Origin of the sequence: Enterococcus sp. AZ188 (genome assembly GCF_050544075.1) — a bacterium.
Taxonomy (GTDB): Bacteria; Bacillota; Bacilli; order Lactobacillales; family Enterococcaceae; genus Enterococcus_D; species Enterococcus_D entomosocium.
Map to the genome: position 1 here is coordinate 1,751,123 of NZ_CP172943.1, position 17,946 is coordinate 1,769,068.

The window sequence follows — 17,946 nt, forward strand, 5'->3', positions numbered from 1 at the left end:
CAGTTAGACGTTCGTCTAGCTGGTTCTTTTTTCTGCTTTTTTGAGATTCGCTTGTAAAAAATCACACAAACTCGTACAATAGGATCAAAATGAAGGACTGGCAAAGGAGGAATTGCTATGAAGTGTTCCTTAAGAAGGTGGCAAATGAGCGATGCGCAAGATTTAGCCCATGCGTTAAATAATCAATCCATCCACGATTATTTACGGGAGGGGTTGCCATTCCCGTATACGGTCGCAGATGCACAAGCCTATATTCGATCTGTGGAAGAAGCAGAATTTGCCTTTGCAATCACTGTGGATGACCGAGCAGTCGGCAGTATCCGTGCTGTTCGCAAAGAAAATATCCATTATAGAACGGCTGAGATTGGCTACTCTATTGCACAAGAGTACTGGGGAAAAGGTTTGATGACACAAGCCGTTCAACAACTATGTGACTATATATTTACTACTTCAACTATCGTTCGTATTTCTGCTGAATCTTTTGCGAAGAATCATTCCTCTTGTCGTGTGTTGGAAAAGGCAGGTTTTACATTAGAAGGCGTTTTGCGAAAGCATGCGGAGAAAAACCATCAGCTGTTAGATATGAAACTCTATGCGTTGATTCGTCAAGAGGAAGACGGGCAGGATGACAACAATCAAAAAGGAGAAACCTATGAATGAACTGCAAAAGTTACCAAATGTAGGCCAAGTTTTAGCGGATCACCTGGTTCGTATCGGCATCAGTACCCCTGAACAATTGCGCACAAAAACGGCCGAAGCCATTTTTGTGACGATCCGCCAACAATGTGATGCGGGCGCTTGCCTCCATATGCTCTATGGTATTGAAGGGGCGATCCAAGGCATTCCCAAAGCCCAACTTGCAAGTCAGAGAAAGCAAGAATTGCGCCTTTTTTTCAATCAATTGAGCTAGTGAAGTAATGCGTCATAAAAAAGCACTTTTTAAGAGCGTTTGTTTTTAGATACTTTTTATCAAGTGCTTTTTTACGACTTGTTTCCTCATTCAGCGAAGACACATTGGTCACATTGGTATTGGTTCCTGAAATCGCCGCAGTCATGGACAGAATCGTTTGCCACTGAAAATCAACTAGACATCTGTCCCTAGCTACTAGAAAAGACCTTTTGCTTGTTCCAAACCAGCTTCCTCATTATACTTACTCTATCTAGTAAATTAGTAATTTACTAAACAAGGAGTGAGAACAATGAAAATACCAGAAAACTTGAAACATAAGCCCGTCATTAAAGTGGAAGACTATGATACTGTTGACGGAAAAAATGCGTTACATACGGATGCAAAAGGCCTTTCCCTCGGATTGGCACAATGGAACGACCGGGGAAAAGTCGATATCTCAGGCAAGGTTTGGCGCCACACAGGTGAAAAATGGTCTCGTCAGTCAGAAGAACTACCGCTCACTAGAATCTTAGATCTAGCAATCTTAGTGGCGCAATCCAGTTTGTATTTTCAAGAGGCTTATCGCCATGAAAAGTTTTACGATCCTGAAAATCCGTTGATCGAGATCATTGGCTTACAAGGAAATCGTATGACCGTTGAAGTAGACACCGAAAATCCTAAGATCGATGAAGACATTCTACTTTTTTATGATTCCTTGCAAAAAGATGGCGAACTTTATGGTGAACGCTTCAAAATCCTAAAGCGGCTTTTGGATGAGCTAGGTTATTAAGAAAAGGAGCAGATTACCATGACACAAATTCAACCGTCTTTTGTCGTAACGAAAGGACGCGCTTTTAGCAAATTAGAACAAACAATGATTTGGAAGAAACCACAAAGTCATCAGACCAGTGCCGAAGAACTGCGAATCGCTTCAGAGATCGCGTTGAACTGGACGGATCCAGAAATGAAGATCTTCAATGTGTTGTTGGAAGGCGATGCTGGTTCCGGCAAGACCCAGTTGGCAAAGGCACTTTCTGCCGACCTGCAACTGCCCTACACCAAAATCACCTGCTTTGCGGATATGGATAAGTCAGATGTGTTTGGTGCTTTATTACCAGTGATCAACACCGACCAAGAAGAGGACAAGGACTTGCTGGATGCGATTTATCAAAGTGATTGTTTTGAAGATGTTTTGGGGTTGATCCAGCGGCATTTTTCCCTGACTCGTGAGCGGGCACGGGCGAAATTTGCAGAACTGATCGAACGAATCGAAACCAGTGATCAACAACCTACGATTCAATACAAATTTTATCCCTCCGAAATCGTACGGGCGCTGGAAAAAGGCTACTTGCTTGAGATTCAAGAGCCAACGGTCATTCGTGATGCTTCGGTACTAGTGGCACTAAACTCGGCCCTTGAACAAAATGGAATGCTGAATATCCCGACTGGCTTCGTCCGACGACACCCTGACTGTGTGGTGATCATCACAACGAATCGGAATTACCAAGGCAACCGACCATTGAACGAATCCTTGCGAGATCGGATGCAGCATGCTGAAAAAATGGATTTACCTGAGCTAGCAGTCATGGTGCAGCGAGGCATTGCCAAAACCAATTATCCGGACAAAACGACTGCGGAGAAAATGGCTGAGATCATACGCTTGCTAGACGTGACCGCCAAAGCCAATGCCATCAAAGGAGTGGCGGGCATGCGTTCCTATTTTTATTGGCTAAATGCAGTCAAGCAAGGACAAGATCCCTTTACAGCAATTGATAGCAAAGTGCTATACAAAATCACCACCGATCCGAATGAGCTTTCTCTTTTACAACAGGCGCTAGAAGCTTCAGGGTTATTGGCGCAATTGCGGCTTTTGTTTTCTGGACAACCGCTAAATGCCTTTAAAGAACAAATCAAAGGACGCCGAATCAGCAGCGAAGAGGCGGACCAGCGCAATGTAGTGGAAGAAGGCACGCCCGTCCTAAAAAATGAGCAAGTCCTTGAGACCGCCAATCAAGAAACTGAGGCGGAAATGATGGAAACCAGTGATTCTGACAAACAAGAAGCGAAAAGCGCAGCAACTGAGGCGACGTTTTCAGAAGAACTAGAACGCAATAGTCATGATGGCCAAGCAAAAGCTGGGAGTGAGGCACAAGAGGCAGCTCCTGCTGCTCATTCTTTGTCGATCGAAGCGTATGAAGCCCAGGAGAAAGAAAAGAAAACTACGGCATCAAAGGCAGCACGACAAGCATTGAAAGAATCAATCCATGCCAAAGAAGGGCTGATCGTTCATCGACCACCCGTCGATTTAGAAAAAGCGACTGAAGCCCAACAGCGTTTGCAGCCGTTGCTGCCGATCGTAGAGTCATTGATCAAGCAAACCCAAGAAGTATTGGAAAATGAACAAGCTTCGGCATACAGTAAAGGTAAGTACAGCGGCACACGCTTTGATGCCAGCAAGGTTGCGTATCAAGATTTCCGGACCTTTGACAAGAAGAATCCACCTCATGAACAGCCTTCCTTAGCTCTTGCTTTGCGCATCGATGAATCGGGTTCGATGATTCGAGAAGATCGGATATTGTATGCGCAACAGGCGGTCTTAGCGGTGAATGCTTTTGCCGAACGTTTATCTTTGCCATTGATGATCTATGGCGATACAGCGGACGTGACCGCTCGTGAAAAAACCTCGCTTTTTGCTTACAAAGAATTTAATGAAGGCTTTGAATTTTTGCCAGAGAAACTCATGACAATGAAGCCTCGGCAAAATAACCGTGATGGGGCTGTCTTGCGCGTGCTAGCTGAAAAGCTCGCTCATCAGCCGGCAACCACTAAATTACTCTTGAATATCAGTGATGGCCAGCCAAAAGCTCTTCCTGATTATACAGGGGTAAAAGCCAAAGAAGATATTCAGCAGGTGATCGCTGACTATGAACGACAAGGGGTGCTGTTTCTGGCAGCTGCCATTGGCCAAGACAAAGAGGTGATCAAAGCGATTTATGGGGAAGAACGCTTTATTGATCTTTCCAATCTAACAGAATTTCCGCAGCGCTTGTTGCAGCTGCTGACAAGGTATTTGTAAACGTCGATAGCTAAAGGGAAAAGAGTGTGGGCTACGTGCCGCACTCTTTTTTGATCATAATTATATTATGTAAACAAGAAGATGTTTGTCTAAATTTGAAAAGTTCTGTAAAATAGACGCCAAAAGGAGGGATATCATGAACAAATGGCGGTACTTCTACTATCCTTGCCAATTCGGCTGGCACGCAGCACTTCGTAGGCGCAGTTTGCTGATGAGTGGTGTATTGGCGATTCTTCTACTGATCATTGCCATCTTTGCAGAGAATTGGCTAGTTTTTTTTCATCAATGGCTGCACTACGAAACAAATAGTGGTGAGAATCAGATGGATCTCACATATGCCAGTTGGCTTTTCTTTTTGCAATTGCTGCGCTTCGTACTTAGCATTCTAGCTATAGGATTGATCGCCGCCTTTTTATGGCACTGCAATCACATGTATCGTTTTCATTTGATGGGGGAGGAGCAGCAATCCCTGAGTATTCGGTTGTTGTTAGGACAGTCTCCGTTGGTGGTCACCTTAGAAGAGCTTTTCTTTGTAGGCATTCAAAGCATTGTTATTGGTTTGATAGGGCTTGTCAGCGGTTTGTGGCTTAGTCAAAAAGCACTGCAGGATTTTTTCCATTTCTTTCATCTTCCCGCAGGATTTACTTTTGAATTTCCCTTTAAAGGTCTATTAATCACGCAACTTGGTGTGCTCTTGCTGCTTTTTTTGTTACGATTCCGCGGTACAAAGAGGACGGTTGAAGAGATTCTCGGTAACGGATGCCCGAATGAGTGAGGGGATGATAGGTTGCTTTTATTTCCCTCTTTTAAAATGCGAACATATGTTTTATAATAGGTGAAACAAGATAAAGGTCGTGAATTTGTGAAGACATCCTTAACTTTAGAAATGGAAGAGGCACTTTATTATTATTGTCGTGAAAACAGTGATATTGTGGTAGAAGAGGTAGTCATGCCAGATGATCACGGCATCGTGGATACTTTGAGTTGTCGCTTGACGACTGAAAATACATTTGAATGGCGTTGCTACGAACTCAAAGTTAGTTTGGCAGATTTTCGCTCAAAAGCAAAACTATCCTTTATTGGGAATTATAATTATTTTGTCTTACCCAAGTCATTGTATGAAAAAGTCAAAGATCAGATTGCACCTACAATTGGTGTTTTGGTCTATCATGCATTTCTTGAAAAAGAAACGGGCAGCAAAGGGTATTTCAGTGTCGAAAAGAAACCCCAACGGCAAGAGCTGCAGGTTCCAGAAAATGGCTTATTGTTTCGGTTGATTTCGGCACAAGCGAGAGAAGTCGGCAAAGCAAAACAGACTGCTCGAGGATTGCGGGTATTTTCAACAGAACGTTTGTACCAAGAACTGAAGAAACGCCAGCCTGAGTATGACTTGTTCGGTGGTGGAGTCAATTACTATGATCGATTTATTGAAGATACTCAGATGCAAGCGATCGAAGCCTTGAAAGAAGAATTGGCCGCTACGAGAGCAGCCTATGAAGCGCTGGAAAAACGTTTTTTATCAGGCAAGTAAGAAGGAGAGAAGAAGATGTACTTCCCTTATATTCGTGGAAAACAATTTGATTTATTGGCGTTGAAAGCACTGTTGGAACAAGATCGCTTGTCAGAAGCGATCCAGCCGATCATTGAACCGGTCAAGCAATCAAAAACGTTTTGGACGACCATTGACCTGTTTCAAAGGAAGCAGCATCCTTTTTATCTTGTTCGCAATCCACAGGCTGGGGCTTTTCTGACTGCAGAGGGGTTATCAGAGTTGCAAAATGTTGCTGCCCCTAAAGCAATGATCGTAGATCGACCCATTGAAACAGTGGAAGAAACGCCTGATCTTTGGATCGTTCATCAAGCGGACCCAGCACTCGCTAGTGATTGGCGGGAAAATACACTGCCGGTGCTGGTAGGCAAAGAGTTTCGTTTGTTAAATAAAATCAACGGCCCGAAACTACTGATGGAAGATCCGTTTACACGTTTACCTAAAAATAGTTTTTATACAGAATGTCCGGACGAAGGGTTTTCAAAAACCCATCATCTTTATCAAAAATTGGGTTATGCTGGGTTTAGTGATTTTTCTGTCGATAGCAAAATTTATTATGAGCACAGTTATCCCTCAAAGCGGTTGGTTTTGCATTGGATCTATCCGACAACTGAGCAAGATTTGCGAATCGTTCACTTATTTTCTGAGGAAGAATTACCAAATCAGAAAGAAAAGTTTTTCGAAGTCATGGAAGCTTTGTTACAGCATGAAGAAGAGTATCCTACACAAACAGCTGGGCTGCAGCTATTAATTGCTGCCTATCAGCAAAGGTCGTTTCCAGGTATGGGCGTTATTCGGAAAGCTGCGGTTATGAATCACTTGGAACTCGTCAGTCGTCTTATTTAGTCTCTATACGTATACGATGGTAAGCTCTAACAAAATACTGCCATTTATTGTACAAAACACCTTGATTGCACCCATTGTTTTCAGGATAGTGATAAAATCAGGGAAAAGGAGTTGGCGCTCGTGGGAACAAAAGATAGAGAATATTATCGAAATGAAGGAAAAGAATTTGAAAAAAATAAGAAAAACCTGCTTATTCGACGTTTAAATCAACTAATCATTGTTTTGGTCGTTTTGATCATTGTCTTTTCGGCGATCCTGTATTACATAGTTTGAAACTTTCCGTAGCTGTCATTGCTTTATTAGCAGCAACAAAAAGAAAATTGTACTTAGATGACTGTGATCCCTTGATTAGGACTCGCTATGGGAATCGGATCCGTTTAGGTGAAAACTGAACGCAACTCAACTTTTGTTGTTTATCGTTGCTGGTTTGCCTGTGATCAAGATTCTCATTAGGCTATTAGTTAGCACAAATTTGGCTGGGTTATGTACGAATCATTACTGATAAAATCGTGAACAGCGATTCATTAAGCACTGAGTGATTCATTGAGATTGGCCAGCAGTTGCAAGCAATGTTTGAATTCAAAGATTCAAGGATCAACAAGATCAAATACAGACAAAGGTACAGATATAATTTGTCAATTGCTTTTCTTGTCAGTCGTAAAATAAACAAAAATCTTAAACTATCGCTTAAATAACCGTTTTTTTGGATTATGCTGCTAATTAGGTTAATTTGAAGGAAATAATCATGAATAAGAGGGAGGAGAGTCGCACAATTACTAGCTAAATACGGTGTTCAAAAAATTTTTTATTTTAGTTTACATAATATATATTATACAAAGTTAATAGTTAAAATATAAAGGCTAATAAGCTTATTTTTTTTAGCTTTTTTTAGCCCTATTTTGTTATTTAATATAATTGTAACATTTAAAACCCGATTTTTTCTTAAAAACTATAAGTCGATCCACTAATCATACCTTTATAAATTAGTACCATTGTAACCATCATTAGCAATACAGCCAACCATAAAGTTAATTTACTTTTGCCACGTTTGCTAAACACATCTTTTCTAATAGCTCCGCTTGTAAAAATAAAGTAAAGTATTAACCATATGCTTGCAACTAATAAAACCTCAATCCCAATTCCTAACCAAATTCTATCCGAATTCATAATAGTCATTTTATCACCTCAATTAATATTACCATTTTACGTTAAAATTGTTTAGTTGTTTAAGGTTTTTTGGTTGTTTTTTCACTGTTATATTGAATTATAGAATTCGCTGTTTGAAGCCATTGATTAGTCGCTTGCTGTTTACTAAAAGTCTTCTTATCCTGAATGTATAAAGCCATATCAGACTTAAGTTGATTTCTAAAATCATCCTTTTTAGCAAACTCTAGAGCCATTTGCAACTGGTGGTCACTCATTTGTGATTTGCCTTTCTCGATGATATAATCATTAAAGAGTTTATCATCTGAACCGAGCGAGATATACAGAGTTGCTAATGAGGCAAGCACTTGTTTGTCAATCCAGTCCTTTGTGCGAAGAACGCTTTTATCGGGAGCTTGTAGAGAGAGCTTAATTTTGCCAATTTTATTGAGAAATTTATCCCACCATCTTGTGTTTTTCCATCTCGCTCTGTTCGTATCATTCCCCTTTACCTTAAATGCAATATAGCGATTTAACAACCCTCTAAGAAAATCACCCAAATCCATATCATTATTTACAATCACATCTAACGCTGCTTTCGCACGATCACCACGAAGCTGAACCTCAGAACGAACCCATGTTTTAATATCCTCATGAAAATATTTCCCTCTTTGCAACCTTTCGAAATATTTATCATAGAACCTGAAAATGACTTCTGATTGCCCAAAATACAATGTTTGCCCCTCTGTCTTACCCGTATCAAGATTTATCTTTTCAAAATTTCTGCCATGTTTAAATCGACTTGCTACACACCCGTTTCTCATACATAATTCTAACTGGTGTATCGTAAATATGTTGTTAAAATCATCAATCGCAATATCTAATCGAGTTACATTTGCTTTTTCTTCAAGTACAAACTCAAAAACTTCTATCCATGTCCATTTGGTGTGTTCAAACAATTCCTCGAATTGACGACAACCTTGTCCCCCTAAGTTTAACCAAATACCCATAGAATCGTTATGACCTTCAAAATAAAATTCAATATTATCCCATATTGCTGATTTTAAATAACCATTTATGCCCTTATCTTTTACCGTAAATTTCTCTAAAGGAAGCCGAAAAAGTGCTGCAAGTTCTTGCCAACTTCTTGCAGAAAAAAAAGTGCAACTAAACCAGTCCACGCAAGCGATTGGAGATTTTGGGCATGTATCGACAACCCCCCTGTTAGAAACGGGGGTTGAATTTTCTTTTCCATCAAACATAAGAAGATACCTCATCTTTTAAAATAACACGTTCGATAGATTTCACAAAATAATGAGGAACATTTGAAGCGCCTTTGCAGCTGACACCCAGTTTTACTCGAACTTTGTCATATTTTTTTAATTTATCCAAGTTTATCTTGCAATTCACAAGATAATGCAATTCTATGCTTGATTCGGGAACACCCAAAACTAACAACTGTACTTTTCGTTTGTACATTTCTATAACAGATACTTTCTTGATTATCATAAAATCATGTTCTACAAACATACGACCACTCCTAAGTTTTTATATCAATTGCTTCTCTTACTTTTTTATCTGAGATAGCCAGTTCTTCCAAAACCGTACTACAAGTAATTTGTCCCCTGTTATTCCACCAGTCTCTCTTTTTGGCAGAAACTCTTCGTTCAAGGTATTCCCAGGTTTCATCTGACAAAGTAATAAATTTTCTCGTTTTTCCTTTTTTGATAACCATTATTTTTCCCTCCTGGATTCAAGTGAACCACCTTTGTCCTGAATAGTGTTTCACCTTTTGCACGTGTGAACCGTGTAACACCTTTTACTGAAGGTGTTGGTGTTACACTTCTACTACAGTAAAAAAAATCAACTCCCCACCCCCTCGTTCTCGAGGGGCACCCCTCGGCGGGAGCCAGCTTCTCCGGTATGGTAATACCGAAGAAGGCACTCTAGGGTTTGGGGTGCTGTTTATAGCTGTCAAGGCATAAATTCCCTGCGGTCATACATTTATACTTGACAGCACCTCGTATAAGCTTCTTTTGTTTGTATAAGTTGATAGCTGTAAACAGATGAAAATTGCTAAAACTAATTAAGAGCTGCTAAAATTCTTCAAGATTGCTGCTACCGTTTTTTGCGTGCGTCGGCCGGGCTTGCGCTCCGTCCTCCGTTCCGCAAAGAAACAGTAGCGAAAATCATCATTTTTATTTTGGAGCCTTTACTTACTCGTTTTATCAAGCTTTTTCAATCTATCTATGACTGCATAGCTATCATACATACTTCGCAGCTTGTCCGACTGAACGAAATTCCTACGCCATTTCCTAGGCAGTTTTCGCAGCTTCAAAGGATTTTCCACTAGAGCATCATATTCTTGAGCATCAAAGCAACGTTGGAACGTCCAACGTCCCAGAAACGTTTTACACTCAACCACTTCAAAGGTTTGTTGCCTAAGCGGTTTAGTTACTCGTGTAAAGTGTTGCGACGTACCGTAGATTTTCACCCCGCTTTTCCGTTGTTGCGTGATCTTATGCAAGAGATCCATATTAAAATTCCTAGTCTCATACACACTAAATTCATTCTGGATCTCGTCGATCGCAATGACTATGCCGTTTGGATATTCTTCTTTAAAATCTGTTTCAGTGATAAAATTCCAATCGTCAAGGGGAAACGTCTCTTTTTCATAACCAAAATTTGTACAAATAGGAACATCAGGAAAACGAGAACGAATATATTCTAATTGTTCAACCAATGAAACAGTTTTCCCTTCCCCCTGCATGCCTGCATACATAGTCAATCCATAAAGATTCATTTTTCTCCTATCCCTCTTAAAGTGTGTTTTAAGGTCTTTTAAAACATTAACTATAAATAACCCTACCTTCACAATAAAAAATTTCTCACGCAAAACCTCGTATCTTTTAGAAGGCATCTGCTTCTTTTTCTTTTCTTTTTTCTTCAAAATAATCACCCTAACATAAATTTATTAAGCACAAATTTTAAAACTCGAGTAAACAAGCTAAAATTTTGTACAGTCACGATCGCAGCGATACAAGATAAAACTAGAGGGAAGCTAACTACAGTCCCAAAATACCCCATAACATCAGTAAAATATGGTATATCCGTAGCAACAGAATCAGGAAGACTAATCGTTGGAAACAAACCGATAAAAAACTCAAGTATGGAAAACAAACCATCAAAGAGTAGTTTAAGTAGCAATTGCGTCACCTTCTCCAGTAATTTTTTTGTAAATATGAATAGCAGTTAACATAAAGATTAAAACGTTGACAGCTCGCTTTAAATTGACAAAAAATTCTTCGGTATACTCTCTAGGAAAAATAGCATATTCCTTTTCGTCTAGCCAAACTACCGTTAGATCATGCAAACTTTTCTCTGACACAAAGAAACCAGATAACAAATCCATTATTTCTAGGACTCCTGAAAATTTATTCGTTAATAAATCAACAAACTCATGAAATCGATCAGCAATACCAGAAAAGTCAGGAATAAAAAAATCCTTGATCCAATCGAAAAATGCCAACAGCGGTTTAAGAAGAAAGTCATTTAAGAACTCTTTGATCCACTCGAAGAACGCAAGCAGCGGTGCTAATAATTTTTCAAGCAACCAGTCTGTAAGACCACCAACAACACCACCAACAACGCCGTCCCACCAGCTACCGCCCCCGCTATCATCTTCACCACTGCCACTACCATCTGTCACAAGAGGCTCATCAGGATCGACAGTAACAATTTTATCAATTTCCAAATCAGATTTTATATTACCGGTACCGTAAACAGTCCTTGTCATATCGCCGATTGTGATAGTCATGCTCATCTGTGTTAATAATCGCAATTCAGAAAGCGAACCTGAAACATCAGCATCAACTCTAAAAAACGAATAATCTTGCGCCATACCTGCAGCGGTGTACTGATAGTTATACGCATTTTGTAGCGATCCAACAAAAGGCAGATAACGTCCGGAAGAATTGTTTTCACCAGAAACAACTTCAAAATCTAAAATCTTTTGAGTAAGCGACAAATCAGAATTGATCAGCTGCATTTCAATGCCGTTGATCAACAACTGATTATTAGAGTATTCGTAACCATTTTCTAGTGGTCTTGTCGTCGTCAAAATAGCACTTGCACCAAATAAGTTAGCTACATCGACAAACGCGCCACCTCGAACTAAAACATTTTGTGCATTAAGCGGTATATAAGAACCTGATAAATCAAAGTATTCTTTGTTTTGCACAGCAAATTCTGAATGCAAACTTTCCGATAAAAGCTGATAAAACGTCATAGTCAGCTTATACTCATACGTATTAACAAAAATAAATTCTGCTATCGATTGAGCAGATAGCCCTTGGAGCATTTTCGTCCCTTGCTCTTCAAGTTCATCCCAATCTCTCGCAGTAGCGCCGAAATGGAGCCTAGCAACAGCACCAAGTACATATACAAGCTTAGATTCCCCTCTACTCTCAATATAATCTGATAACGTTGGGGCATCAGAAAAGCTTAAAGCGTCCCCTTCAGTTGGATTACAAAAAAGAAACAAGAAAGAAGACAAAAGCAATACGAACCATTTAATACATTTCATATATCCACCCACATTCTAAAAAAAAAGCGGAGAGACCTTAGTCTCTCCACCTTAGACCATTTGAGATCTCAAGTACCCTGTTGCTATCCGGCTTTATTCACAATACGTTTGCCCATCTTAATTACAAACATCCCAACCGCAACAACCCCGATAATCGAAAGTAATGCAGGTACCGCCAGAATAATAATCTCTTGAGAAGCCACAAGCATTTCTGCGAGCATATCCGCAATAGCACTAGTAGCAATTCTTGACGTTTCATTCATTTTCTTTTTCCTCCAAAATTATGTTTTTTTATATTTTTCTTCCATCTGTAATTTTACACGTTGTACAATAACCACATTCACACGAAACAACAACGACTAAAAAGTTGTATGTGTCGATTTCTCGATAAAAATGAAACTCAATATTGCTCGAATTACATTCATTACATTTGAGTGTATTCTTACTAACCTCATATTTACCAGTAAATTCTTCTATCATTTTCTACCTGCTTTCTAAAATACAGATAAGATCACATTCTTATAAAAGAACCAAATTGTTCTTGCTGTGAGTATCACTGGAACAGCAAACACTATAACAACGATAATCGCAAGTAGTGCATACATTTCTATTGCTTCTTTTTCTTCTGATACATAAGTATTCTCACGAATGCTTATTATTCCTTCGCCTAAACGTTCATTGAAATCGTGCGTTTTAGCCATTTCATTTTGAAATGAAGCTTCAAAATCGCTTATTTTGTCGGCGCTCGAGACCAACGAGCCATTGATATCAAGTAGCAAGTCATTTAATTGATCACCTCGCAATTCATTTTTTTCTAAGTGATCACTATTATTTTTCAAGTGATCTATAATTTCTGTTTGTTTTTGATCGATTTTATCAAACGAACTAGCTAGCTGATTTTGAGTAGCAAGAATTGCCATAAAACTTTGTTGCCCACGAAATTCGACCATGTCAACGATCGCATATTGACTTATATAGACTTCTCGCTGCGCTTCTATCAAGGCTTTCGTATCGTCTGAAACATCACGATCAAGCAATTCATCAAAAACAGAAGTATCAACAGTCCTTGCTTGATAAGTCATATTTTCAATGATTTTCATTTCTGCAGTATAATCAAACATATTATGCTGCAGTGATAGATAAACAATTTAAGTTAGTGCTAAATCCACGACGCTCAGCTTTTAATACAGCTTTGCATTTTGCACCTTCACCACAACTGATAGTAAGATTTTCATCTGCAAAGAACTCTAAACGCTGATAATTTTTCGTATCGATCAAGTGAATAACAGTATAAGGATTACCTGCCTTTGAAACCTTTTCCTCTTTTTTCTCGAAAATAAAATCTGAATTACTGACAAACATTTGACATCCTCCTTAAAATTTATTTATATAAAGCCTTTAGGCTTGATAACGTTTCTGAAAGTCATTAAATAATTTTTCCTGTTCCGCAATATAAATATTTAGACAATTTTCAAAATCATTTTTACGGAAATTTCTCCAAGTTTCAGTTGATATTCTATATTTATTTATTATTTCAAAAACCATTTGATAATAAATATCTTCCAGAACTATTTGATCTGTATTTTTAAAAGCATGATAAAGCGCAATGACTTTTTCCATATCTTTTTTTCTCAATATTTCTTGAACTAATATTTTTTCTGTTTGAGTTTCTTTTGACATTTGACATCCTCCTTTTTAGCCCTAAAGGGTTACGAGTTAAGTATATCTTAATAATTCGAAGTTTCAACTTTATTGGGTTAACTTATAGTGTTATAATATGTAAAACACTTTTGGAGGTAATATTAATGAATAAAGAAAAACAAAATTTGCTCATAGCAGATAGAATAAAAAACCTTGCAAATGAAAATAATTACTCAATAAATCAGCTAGCTAAAGCTTCAAATATAAGACAATCAACTATCAGTGGTATTTTAAATGAGGGTAAAATTCCTACTGTATCAACACTTTTGGCAATTTGCGAAGCATTAAATATAACATTATCGGAGTTTTTTGATTTTGCTCCATACAACAAAAAAGAAGCCCTTTTACAGGCTTCTGATAGATAACAATTTATATATTATACAAAGTTACATTCAAAAAAGGGTTCGTGCCATTCTAAATAGTTCAAGACAATTTTGTATCATTTTACCTCCCTCCGAATGACTTTTATCAGTAGATTGTCGCTAATGCACCTAAAATTCAATTAAAACTAAGAATTTCTTGTTTTACATGTTCTTCAGATTCTTTTTTTGATTTGCTGATTAACAGATTGATAACTGTCTGGTAGCAAGTACTTGCGGATTCGTCGTCCTACTTTATCTCAGCAAATACAGATTCAAGCTATCAGCCTTAGCCTTGATTTACGAACCAATCGGTTTGATTGTATGCTATAATCATTTTGGAAATCTTTGAGCTTTTACCTAGAACTTTATTCATTTACAGCCAATCCATTTCAAAGTTCTAACACTAGTGCTTAGATGTTGCAAATACTGACAAATATCCGTTACATGATTCTATAAAAAAGAACCCTAAAATTATGTAGATAACTTAGGGCATTTCGTTATTTAATATAATTGTAATGTTCATAGGTCACCATAAACGTCCATATTCTGCTAAAAAAGCCTGAATAAAGCGCCGTTGATCATTCCTTGGAATACTAGAACCATGGCAAGTAAAATCAAACCAGCAGCTATCCATAAGCTCATTTTTCCTTTTTGTCGACTTGTGAACGGGTTTTGCTTCAAATTGTCACTCGTCAGGATGAAATACATAATCATGCTGAATGATATGAGCAAAATAATTTCTATCCCTATGCCTAACCATAATCGCCGATTGTTTATTATTGTCATTTTATCACCTCACCTCATTTTACCATTAATGAGGTGCAGACTACTGACTTGCCTAGTTTGCAGCTTGTTTTTCCATTTGTGTAATTAATGCCCGATAAAAGCAATTCCATCAGTATAGCTGATATAAAAGGAGAATAAAAATGAAAAAGAATACGCAACTAAAGCTAGTCTTTTTACCAAAAATATGGGCGTCACTCCTCTACTTGCTTTTTGTGTTCACAGCCCTTTTCCTCTATTTATCAAAGTACTTGGACATTTCTTTCTTTACTTCGAGGTATGCTGACTTTTATCTTCATATCTCCAATTTTTCGATTAGTTTGATTATTGGCTTACTGGGGTACTTTTGGCTTCTTGTAGGTGCGCCATTTAAAGCCGTCACGCTATTGACCCTGCTTTTGCTCATTGCCAATCTATTGAGTGAGACTGTCTTTGGCTTTATGAACACCCCTGATCGAATCGATTTACTTTTTGGTATTGCAGGAACGCTCATCGCATATTTTACTTTGGCAATGATCAAAAGACACGGTTTAGTCAAGAATCAATCGTTTTGATTTAAACAGTCATGACTTCTCCTTATATGATCCCCTCGTTACTTAGGTCTAACCTATTTTTTTGGGAAAAGAAACACCTTGCTGCAGTTATTTAGCCGCAAAAAAGCACTCAATAAAGGGAGTGCTTTTTTGCGTTTCCATTGGCGATACTTTCGTATGGCTAGTCACTTGGCAGCCAATACAATGGACTTAGCTGTAGATTTTCCCAATACGGGTTGTGAAAACCTATCAAATAGTGCAAAGCTAAATACCCGAAAATCATAAAGCCAAATGACAAAGTCACGATCCGTCCCCAACGTGGTATTTCTTTGATAAATAAACCTAGCATACATATCAATAAGGGAAACGAATAATTAAACAGTAAATTACTTCTAATATTTTGGTTCAGAGGATCCTTCATTATTTTGTCATTTAAGCCCCAACTTATGCCGACGATCACAAACATAAGCGCCAGAATAGTCAATCGTTTGCGATCAAAAAGCCACTGTTCTTTATCTTTCCTACTTGCAAAGTAGATCGTAAGCAGGACCACGATTAATCCAGACATACTATTCTCCTTTTTCGCCAGCTATTTTCCAAATCGTTCATCGTCGCTTCAGGATAAATTATAACAGATATAGTGCAAAAAAACGACACCCACCACTAGCCCCTTGTTTGATGCCCTTTTTAGATGTTTCATAGAAGAATCAGAAATTTAAAAATCTGTTCGCTTTACAAAAGAGAACGTATGTTTGTATTATATAGATAAGAGGTGATTGCTATGGGTATGCTACAACCATATGAAGATCGAAAAAAGCTAAAGTGGCAAGGATTCTTTTTATCTGAGCATACAACTGAAATTGAAGAGGAACCGACACGTAAGTTTGATTGTCCACCTAAGCCGTCACTCACAACGGAAGAAATCAATCAGTGTTTATTTGAAGCCATGAAAAAGAACCTAACTGTGGCGATCCAACGAGAAGAAGTTAATGAAGAAGGCGGCTATCCTCCAGATATTATCGGGAAAATCAGCGGTTATGACTCATTAGGTATTTATTTGACGGGAGAAACAACGGAAAAAATCCATTATGATGAGATTCGTCACGTTGCTTTCTACGAAGAAAGAAAATGGTTTGATCTCAGCGAATAATACAACTGTTTACACTACTTAAACTAAAGGAGGAAGAAATGATGGAAACACAAAAAGGATCTGTCTCAAAAATAAGAATCGTCTCCTTTGCCCCCTCCCCTTTGGTCCGCTTTACACTAGGTACCACCAACTGTTTGATTGCGAAACACAGTTTGAATTTTTTAGGGGATGTTGATGACGGCATGTTTCTAACCGTGGGCGGCTATTGGAATAAGCGCCGTCAATTCGTGGTGCAAAAGTATACGGTGTACGGCAAAACGAAAATCATGTTGGATATCGATGCCTATCGGCAAAAAACAGTAAAGGCGGGTTTATTATGAGAGCAAGAGACCTCTTGACAGCACTGACAACGTCGTCGAGTGCAGCAGATTACCAAGGAATTTATTTAACGTACAAAGAAAACTTGATTCCTTTTACGACGATCGCCCAAGATAGCCATAACCAATTGATTTTATTTTTTGAACCAAAAAAACCCGCTCTGACGCTGAAAGAATTATATACACAGCTAATGCTGCATAAGAATTTGGACTTACTCTATTGGGATGGCGAGTCACGTCAAAAAGTTCTAGGGTTTCGTGAACAAGAAGAAAAGATCATTCTTTAGTCCCCTCGCCTATTTTTGGCACACAACAAGTGTCGAAAATCTCGGCAAAACGAAGAAAATAAAGTATACTTTGTGTAAAGACTAAAGGAGTATATCATGAAAAATCAAAAGATCACCCAAATGAGTTTCGCGAAAGTCTATCCCCTATATATTGCCAAAGCAGAGCGGAAAAATCGAACAAAAGAAGAAGTAGATCAGATTATTACCTGGCTGACCGGTTATGACCAAGAAACGCTGCAACAGATGAATGAAGAGCTTTCTTTTGAACGTTTTTTTAGCCAAGCCCCTCAGCTCAATCCCGCACGAAAGCAGATCACTGGTGTCATTTGCGGCATTCGGGTAGAAGAGATCGAAGAGCCAATGGTTCAAGAAATTCGTTATCTAGATAAACTGATCGATGAACTGGCGAAAGGAAAAGCCATGGCAAAAATTTTACGCTCTGCTGAATGAGGCGATTTTTTTCGAGTTGCTATTTAAGAATCAACGCTTTATACTTGAAATACCTTGGCAGGGGCAAATCATTGCTCAAAACACAGTGGGAAAACACCCCACTGTGTTTTTTTATACTGACTTTCTTGACGGTAGCTTTCAACCAGACAGGCGTTCTTAGCTTAGTTCAACCATTTAGCATGTAGTGCCCAGTGGAATTGGCCGACTTTTCGTGAAAACACAAGGACATTGTCTACGTCCCTCTTCTTTACTCAACAAGACTCTCTTAACACGTA

25 protein-coding genes are annotated in these 17,946 nt (G+C 38.6%); 14 read left to right on the forward strand and 11 right to left on the reverse strand.

The window, feature by feature from the left end; translation table 11 throughout:
• Positions 1–117: 117 nt before the first annotated feature.
• The 8 genes from IGI86_RS08115 (at position 118) to IGI86_RS08150 (ending at position 6,633) form a co-directional block, all read left to right on the forward strand.
• Entirely contained in the window at positions 118–660 is a 543-nt protein-coding gene (locus IGI86_RS08115) for a GNAT family N-acetyltransferase (protein WP_008379907.1), read from the forward strand.
• Positions 653–910, forward strand: coding sequence for a TfoX/Sxy family DNA transformation protein (locus IGI86_RS08120; protein ID WP_005235943.1), 258 nt, complete (start codon positions 653–655; stop codon positions 908–910). The genes IGI86_RS08115 and IGI86_RS08120 overlap by 8 nt, the downstream gene beginning before the upstream one ends.
• A gap of 289 nt (positions 911–1,199) precedes the next feature.
• The gene (locus IGI86_RS08125) at positions 1,200–1,679 is read left to right on the forward strand and encodes a DUF6530 family protein (RefSeq protein ID WP_005235941.1); all 480 of its coding nucleotides are present in this window, start codon (positions 1,200–1,202) and stop codon (positions 1,677–1,679) included.
• Positions 1,680–1,697: 18 nt separating this feature from the next.
• Positions 1,698–3,965, forward strand: coding sequence for an AAA family ATPase (locus IGI86_RS08130; protein WP_430617906.1), 2,268 nt, complete (start codon positions 1,698–1,700; stop codon positions 3,963–3,965).
• A gap of 136 nt (positions 3,966–4,101) precedes the next feature.
• Positions 4,102–4,740: a hypothetical protein gene (locus tag IGI86_RS08135; protein WP_430617907.1), complete on the forward strand. Its 639-nt coding sequence runs from the start codon at positions 4,102–4,104 to the stop codon at positions 4,738–4,740.
• Between the two features lie 87 nt (positions 4,741–4,827).
• On the forward strand, positions 4,828–5,496 hold the full coding sequence (locus IGI86_RS08140) for a hypothetical protein (protein WP_315042369.1): 669 nt from the start codon (positions 4,828–4,830) through the stop codon (positions 5,494–5,496).
• 15 nt (positions 5,497–5,511) lie between these two features.
• Complete coding sequence (locus IGI86_RS08145) at positions 5,512–6,360, forward strand: sce7725 family protein (RefSeq protein ID WP_315042372.1); 849 nt, start codon at positions 5,512–5,514, stop codon at positions 6,358–6,360.
• Between the two features lie 120 nt (positions 6,361–6,480).
• Positions 6,481–6,633 carry a hypothetical protein gene (locus tag IGI86_RS08150; RefSeq protein WP_008379912.1) on the forward strand — a complete coding sequence of 51 codons (153 nt, stop codon included), beginning with the start codon at positions 6,481–6,483 and terminating at the stop codon, positions 6,631–6,633.
• A 669-nt stretch (positions 6,634–7,302) separates the two neighbouring features.
• On the opposite strand, the gene IGI86_RS08155 is transcribed toward IGI86_RS08150, so the two are convergent.
• The 10 genes from IGI86_RS08155 to IGI86_RS08200 form a co-directional block, all read right to left on the reverse strand.
• A complete protein-coding gene (locus IGI86_RS08155) occupies positions 7,303–7,536 on the reverse strand; it encodes a hypothetical protein (RefSeq protein WP_429969537.1) in 234 nt (77 codons plus the stop codon).
• A 50-nt stretch (positions 7,537–7,586) separates the two neighbouring features.
• On the reverse strand, positions 7,587–8,765 hold the full coding sequence (locus tag IGI86_RS08160) for a replication initiation factor domain-containing protein (protein ID WP_429960786.1): 1,179 nt from the start codon (positions 8,763–8,765) through the stop codon (positions 7,587–7,589).
• Entirely contained in the window at positions 8,758–9,033 is a 276-nt protein-coding gene (locus IGI86_RS08165) for a hypothetical protein (protein WP_429960785.1), read from the reverse strand. The genes IGI86_RS08160 and IGI86_RS08165 overlap by 8 nt, the downstream gene beginning before the upstream one ends.
• Positions 9,034–9,043: 10 nt before the next feature.
• Positions 9,044–9,238 carry a hypothetical protein gene (locus IGI86_RS08170; protein WP_429960784.1) on the reverse strand — a complete coding sequence of 65 codons (195 nt, stop codon included), beginning with the start codon at positions 9,236–9,238 and terminating at the stop codon, positions 9,044–9,046.
• 477 nt (positions 9,239–9,715) lie between these two features.
• A complete protein-coding gene (locus IGI86_RS08175; protein WP_429960783.1) occupies positions 9,716–10,453 on the reverse strand; it encodes a hypothetical protein in 738 nt (245 codons plus the stop codon).
• A 246-nt stretch (positions 10,454–10,699) separates the two neighbouring features.
• Complete coding sequence (locus tag IGI86_RS08180) at positions 10,700–12,088, reverse strand: hypothetical protein (protein ID WP_429960782.1); 1,389 nt, start codon at positions 12,086–12,088, stop codon at positions 10,700–10,702.
• An 83-nt stretch (positions 12,089–12,171) separates the two neighbouring features.
• Complete coding sequence (locus IGI86_RS08185) at positions 12,172–12,351, reverse strand: hypothetical protein (RefSeq protein WP_429960781.1); 180 nt, start codon at positions 12,349–12,351, stop codon at positions 12,172–12,174.
• A gap of 231 nt (positions 12,352–12,582) precedes the next feature.
• Entirely contained in the window at positions 12,583–13,209 is a 627-nt protein-coding gene (locus tag IGI86_RS08190) for a hypothetical protein (RefSeq protein ID WP_429960780.1), read from the reverse strand.
• A gap of 1 nt (position 13,210) precedes the next feature.
• Positions 13,211–13,450 (reverse strand): hypothetical protein, encoded by a 240-nt coding sequence (locus IGI86_RS08195; RefSeq protein WP_429960779.1) that lies wholly within the window; start codon positions 13,448–13,450, stop codon positions 13,211–13,213.
• A gap of 36 nt (positions 13,451–13,486) precedes the next feature.
• On the reverse strand, positions 13,487–13,768 hold the full coding sequence (locus IGI86_RS08200; RefSeq protein WP_429960778.1) for a hypothetical protein: 282 nt from the start codon (positions 13,766–13,768) through the stop codon (positions 13,487–13,489).
• A 125-nt stretch (positions 13,769–13,893) separates the two neighbouring features.
• Here IGI86_RS08200 and IGI86_RS08205 point away from each other — a divergent pair, with 125 nt between their 5' ends.
• Positions 13,894–14,154, forward strand: coding sequence for a helix-turn-helix domain-containing protein (locus tag IGI86_RS08205; protein WP_333719159.1), 261 nt, complete (start codon positions 13,894–13,896; stop codon positions 14,152–14,154).
• Between the two features lie 923 nt (positions 14,155–15,077).
• The gene (locus IGI86_RS08210; RefSeq protein WP_430617908.1) at positions 15,078–15,488 is read left to right on the forward strand and encodes a hypothetical protein; all 411 of its coding nucleotides are present in this window, start codon (positions 15,078–15,080) and stop codon (positions 15,486–15,488) included.
• A gap of 160 nt (positions 15,489–15,648) precedes the next feature.
• On the opposite strand, the gene IGI86_RS08215 is transcribed toward IGI86_RS08210, so the two are convergent.
• Positions 15,649–16,035 (reverse strand): hypothetical protein, encoded by a 387-nt coding sequence (locus IGI86_RS08215; protein ID WP_016620132.1) that lies wholly within the window; start codon positions 16,033–16,035, stop codon positions 15,649–15,651.
• Between the two features lie 213 nt (positions 16,036–16,248).
• Here IGI86_RS08215 and IGI86_RS08220 point away from each other — a divergent pair, with 213 nt between their 5' ends.
• The 4 genes from IGI86_RS08220 (at position 16,249) to IGI86_RS08235 (ending at position 17,671) form a co-directional block, all read left to right on the forward strand.
• The gene (locus tag IGI86_RS08220; RefSeq protein WP_430617909.1) at positions 16,249–16,617 is read left to right on the forward strand and encodes a hypothetical protein; all 369 of its coding nucleotides are present in this window, start codon (positions 16,249–16,251) and stop codon (positions 16,615–16,617) included.
• Between the two features lie 41 nt (positions 16,618–16,658).
• Positions 16,659–16,937, forward strand: coding sequence for a hypothetical protein (locus IGI86_RS08225; protein ID WP_430617910.1), 279 nt, complete (start codon positions 16,659–16,661; stop codon positions 16,935–16,937).
• On the forward strand, positions 16,934–17,221 hold the full coding sequence (locus IGI86_RS08230; protein ID WP_005226077.1) for a hypothetical protein: 288 nt from the start codon (positions 16,934–16,936) through the stop codon (positions 17,219–17,221). The genes IGI86_RS08225 and IGI86_RS08230 overlap by 4 nt, the downstream gene beginning before the upstream one ends.
• 96 nt (positions 17,222–17,317) lie before the next feature.
• Complete coding sequence (locus IGI86_RS08235) at positions 17,318–17,671, forward strand: DUF2200 domain-containing protein (protein ID WP_008379942.1); 354 nt, start codon at positions 17,318–17,320, stop codon at positions 17,669–17,671.
• The last annotated feature ends 275 nt before the right edge of the window (positions 17,672–17,946 follow it).

Bases quoted from the DNA above. Each gene is read 5' to 3' on its own strand.
- IGI86_RS08115 (WP_008379907.1), top strand. From the start codon at position 118: ATGAAGTGTTCCTTAAGAAGGTGGCAAATGAGCGATGCGCAAGATTTA.
- IGI86_RS08120 (WP_005235943.1), top strand. From the start codon at position 653: ATGAATGAACTGCAAAAGTTACCAAATGTAGGCCAAGTTTTAGCGGAT.
- IGI86_RS08125 (WP_005235941.1), top strand. From the start codon at position 1,200: ATGAAAATACCAGAAAACTTGAAACATAAGCCCGTCATTAAAGTGGAA.
- IGI86_RS08130 (WP_430617906.1), top strand. From the start codon at position 1,698: ATGACACAAATTCAACCGTCTTTTGTCGTAACGAAAGGACGCGCTTTT.
- IGI86_RS08135 (WP_430617907.1), top strand. From the start codon at position 4,102: ATGAACAAATGGCGGTACTTCTACTATCCTTGCCAATTCGGCTGGCAC.
- IGI86_RS08145 (WP_315042372.1), top strand. From the start codon at position 5,512: ATGTACTTCCCTTATATTCGTGGAAAACAATTTGATTTATTGGCGTTG.
- IGI86_RS08155 (WP_429969537.1), bottom strand. From the start codon at position 7,536: ATGACTATTATGAATTCGGATAGAATTTGGTTAGGAATTGGGATTGAG.
- IGI86_RS08160 (WP_429960786.1), bottom strand. From the start codon at position 8,765: ATGTTTGATGGAAAAGAAAATTCAACCCCCGTTTCTAACAGGGGGGTT.
- IGI86_RS08165 (WP_429960785.1), bottom strand. From the start codon at position 9,033: ATGTTTGTAGAACATGATTTTATGATAATCAAGAAAGTATCTGTTATA.
- IGI86_RS08170 (WP_429960784.1), bottom strand. From the start codon at position 9,238: ATGGTTATCAAAAAAGGAAAAACGAGAAAATTTATTACTTTGTCAGAT.
- IGI86_RS08180 (WP_429960782.1), bottom strand. From the start codon at position 12,088: ATGAAATGTATTAAATGGTTCGTATTGCTTTTGTCTTCTTTCTTGTTT.
- IGI86_RS08185 (WP_429960781.1), bottom strand. From the start codon at position 12,351: ATGAATGAAACGTCAAGAATTGCTACTAGTGCTATTGCGGATATGCTC.
- IGI86_RS08190 (WP_429960780.1), bottom strand. From the start codon at position 13,209: ATGTTTGATTATACTGCAGAAATGAAAATCATTGAAAATATGACTTAT.
- IGI86_RS08195 (WP_429960779.1), bottom strand. From the start codon at position 13,450: ATGTTTGTCAGTAATTCAGATTTTATTTTCGAGAAAAAAGAGGAAAAG.
- IGI86_RS08200 (WP_429960778.1), bottom strand. From the start codon at position 13,768: ATGTCAAAAGAAACTCAAACAGAAAAAATATTAGTTCAAGAAATATTG.
- IGI86_RS08205 (WP_333719159.1), top strand. From the start codon at position 13,894: ATGAATAAAGAAAAACAAAATTTGCTCATAGCAGATAGAATAAAAAAC.
- IGI86_RS08210 (WP_430617908.1), top strand. From the start codon at position 15,078: ATGAAAAAGAATACGCAACTAAAGCTAGTCTTTTTACCAAAAATATGG.
- IGI86_RS08215 (WP_016620132.1), bottom strand. From the start codon at position 16,035: ATGTCTGGATTAATCGTGGTCCTGCTTACGATCTACTTTGCAAGTAGG.
- IGI86_RS08220 (WP_430617909.1), top strand. From the start codon at position 16,249: ATGGGTATGCTACAACCATATGAAGATCGAAAAAAGCTAAAGTGGCAA.
- IGI86_RS08225 (WP_430617910.1), top strand. From the start codon at position 16,659: ATGGAAACACAAAAAGGATCTGTCTCAAAAATAAGAATCGTCTCCTTT.
- IGI86_RS08230 (WP_005226077.1), top strand. From the start codon at position 16,934: ATGAGAGCAAGAGACCTCTTGACAGCACTGACAACGTCGTCGAGTGCA.
- IGI86_RS08235 (WP_008379942.1), top strand. From the start codon at position 17,318: ATGAAAAATCAAAAGATCACCCAAATGAGTTTCGCGAAAGTCTATCCC.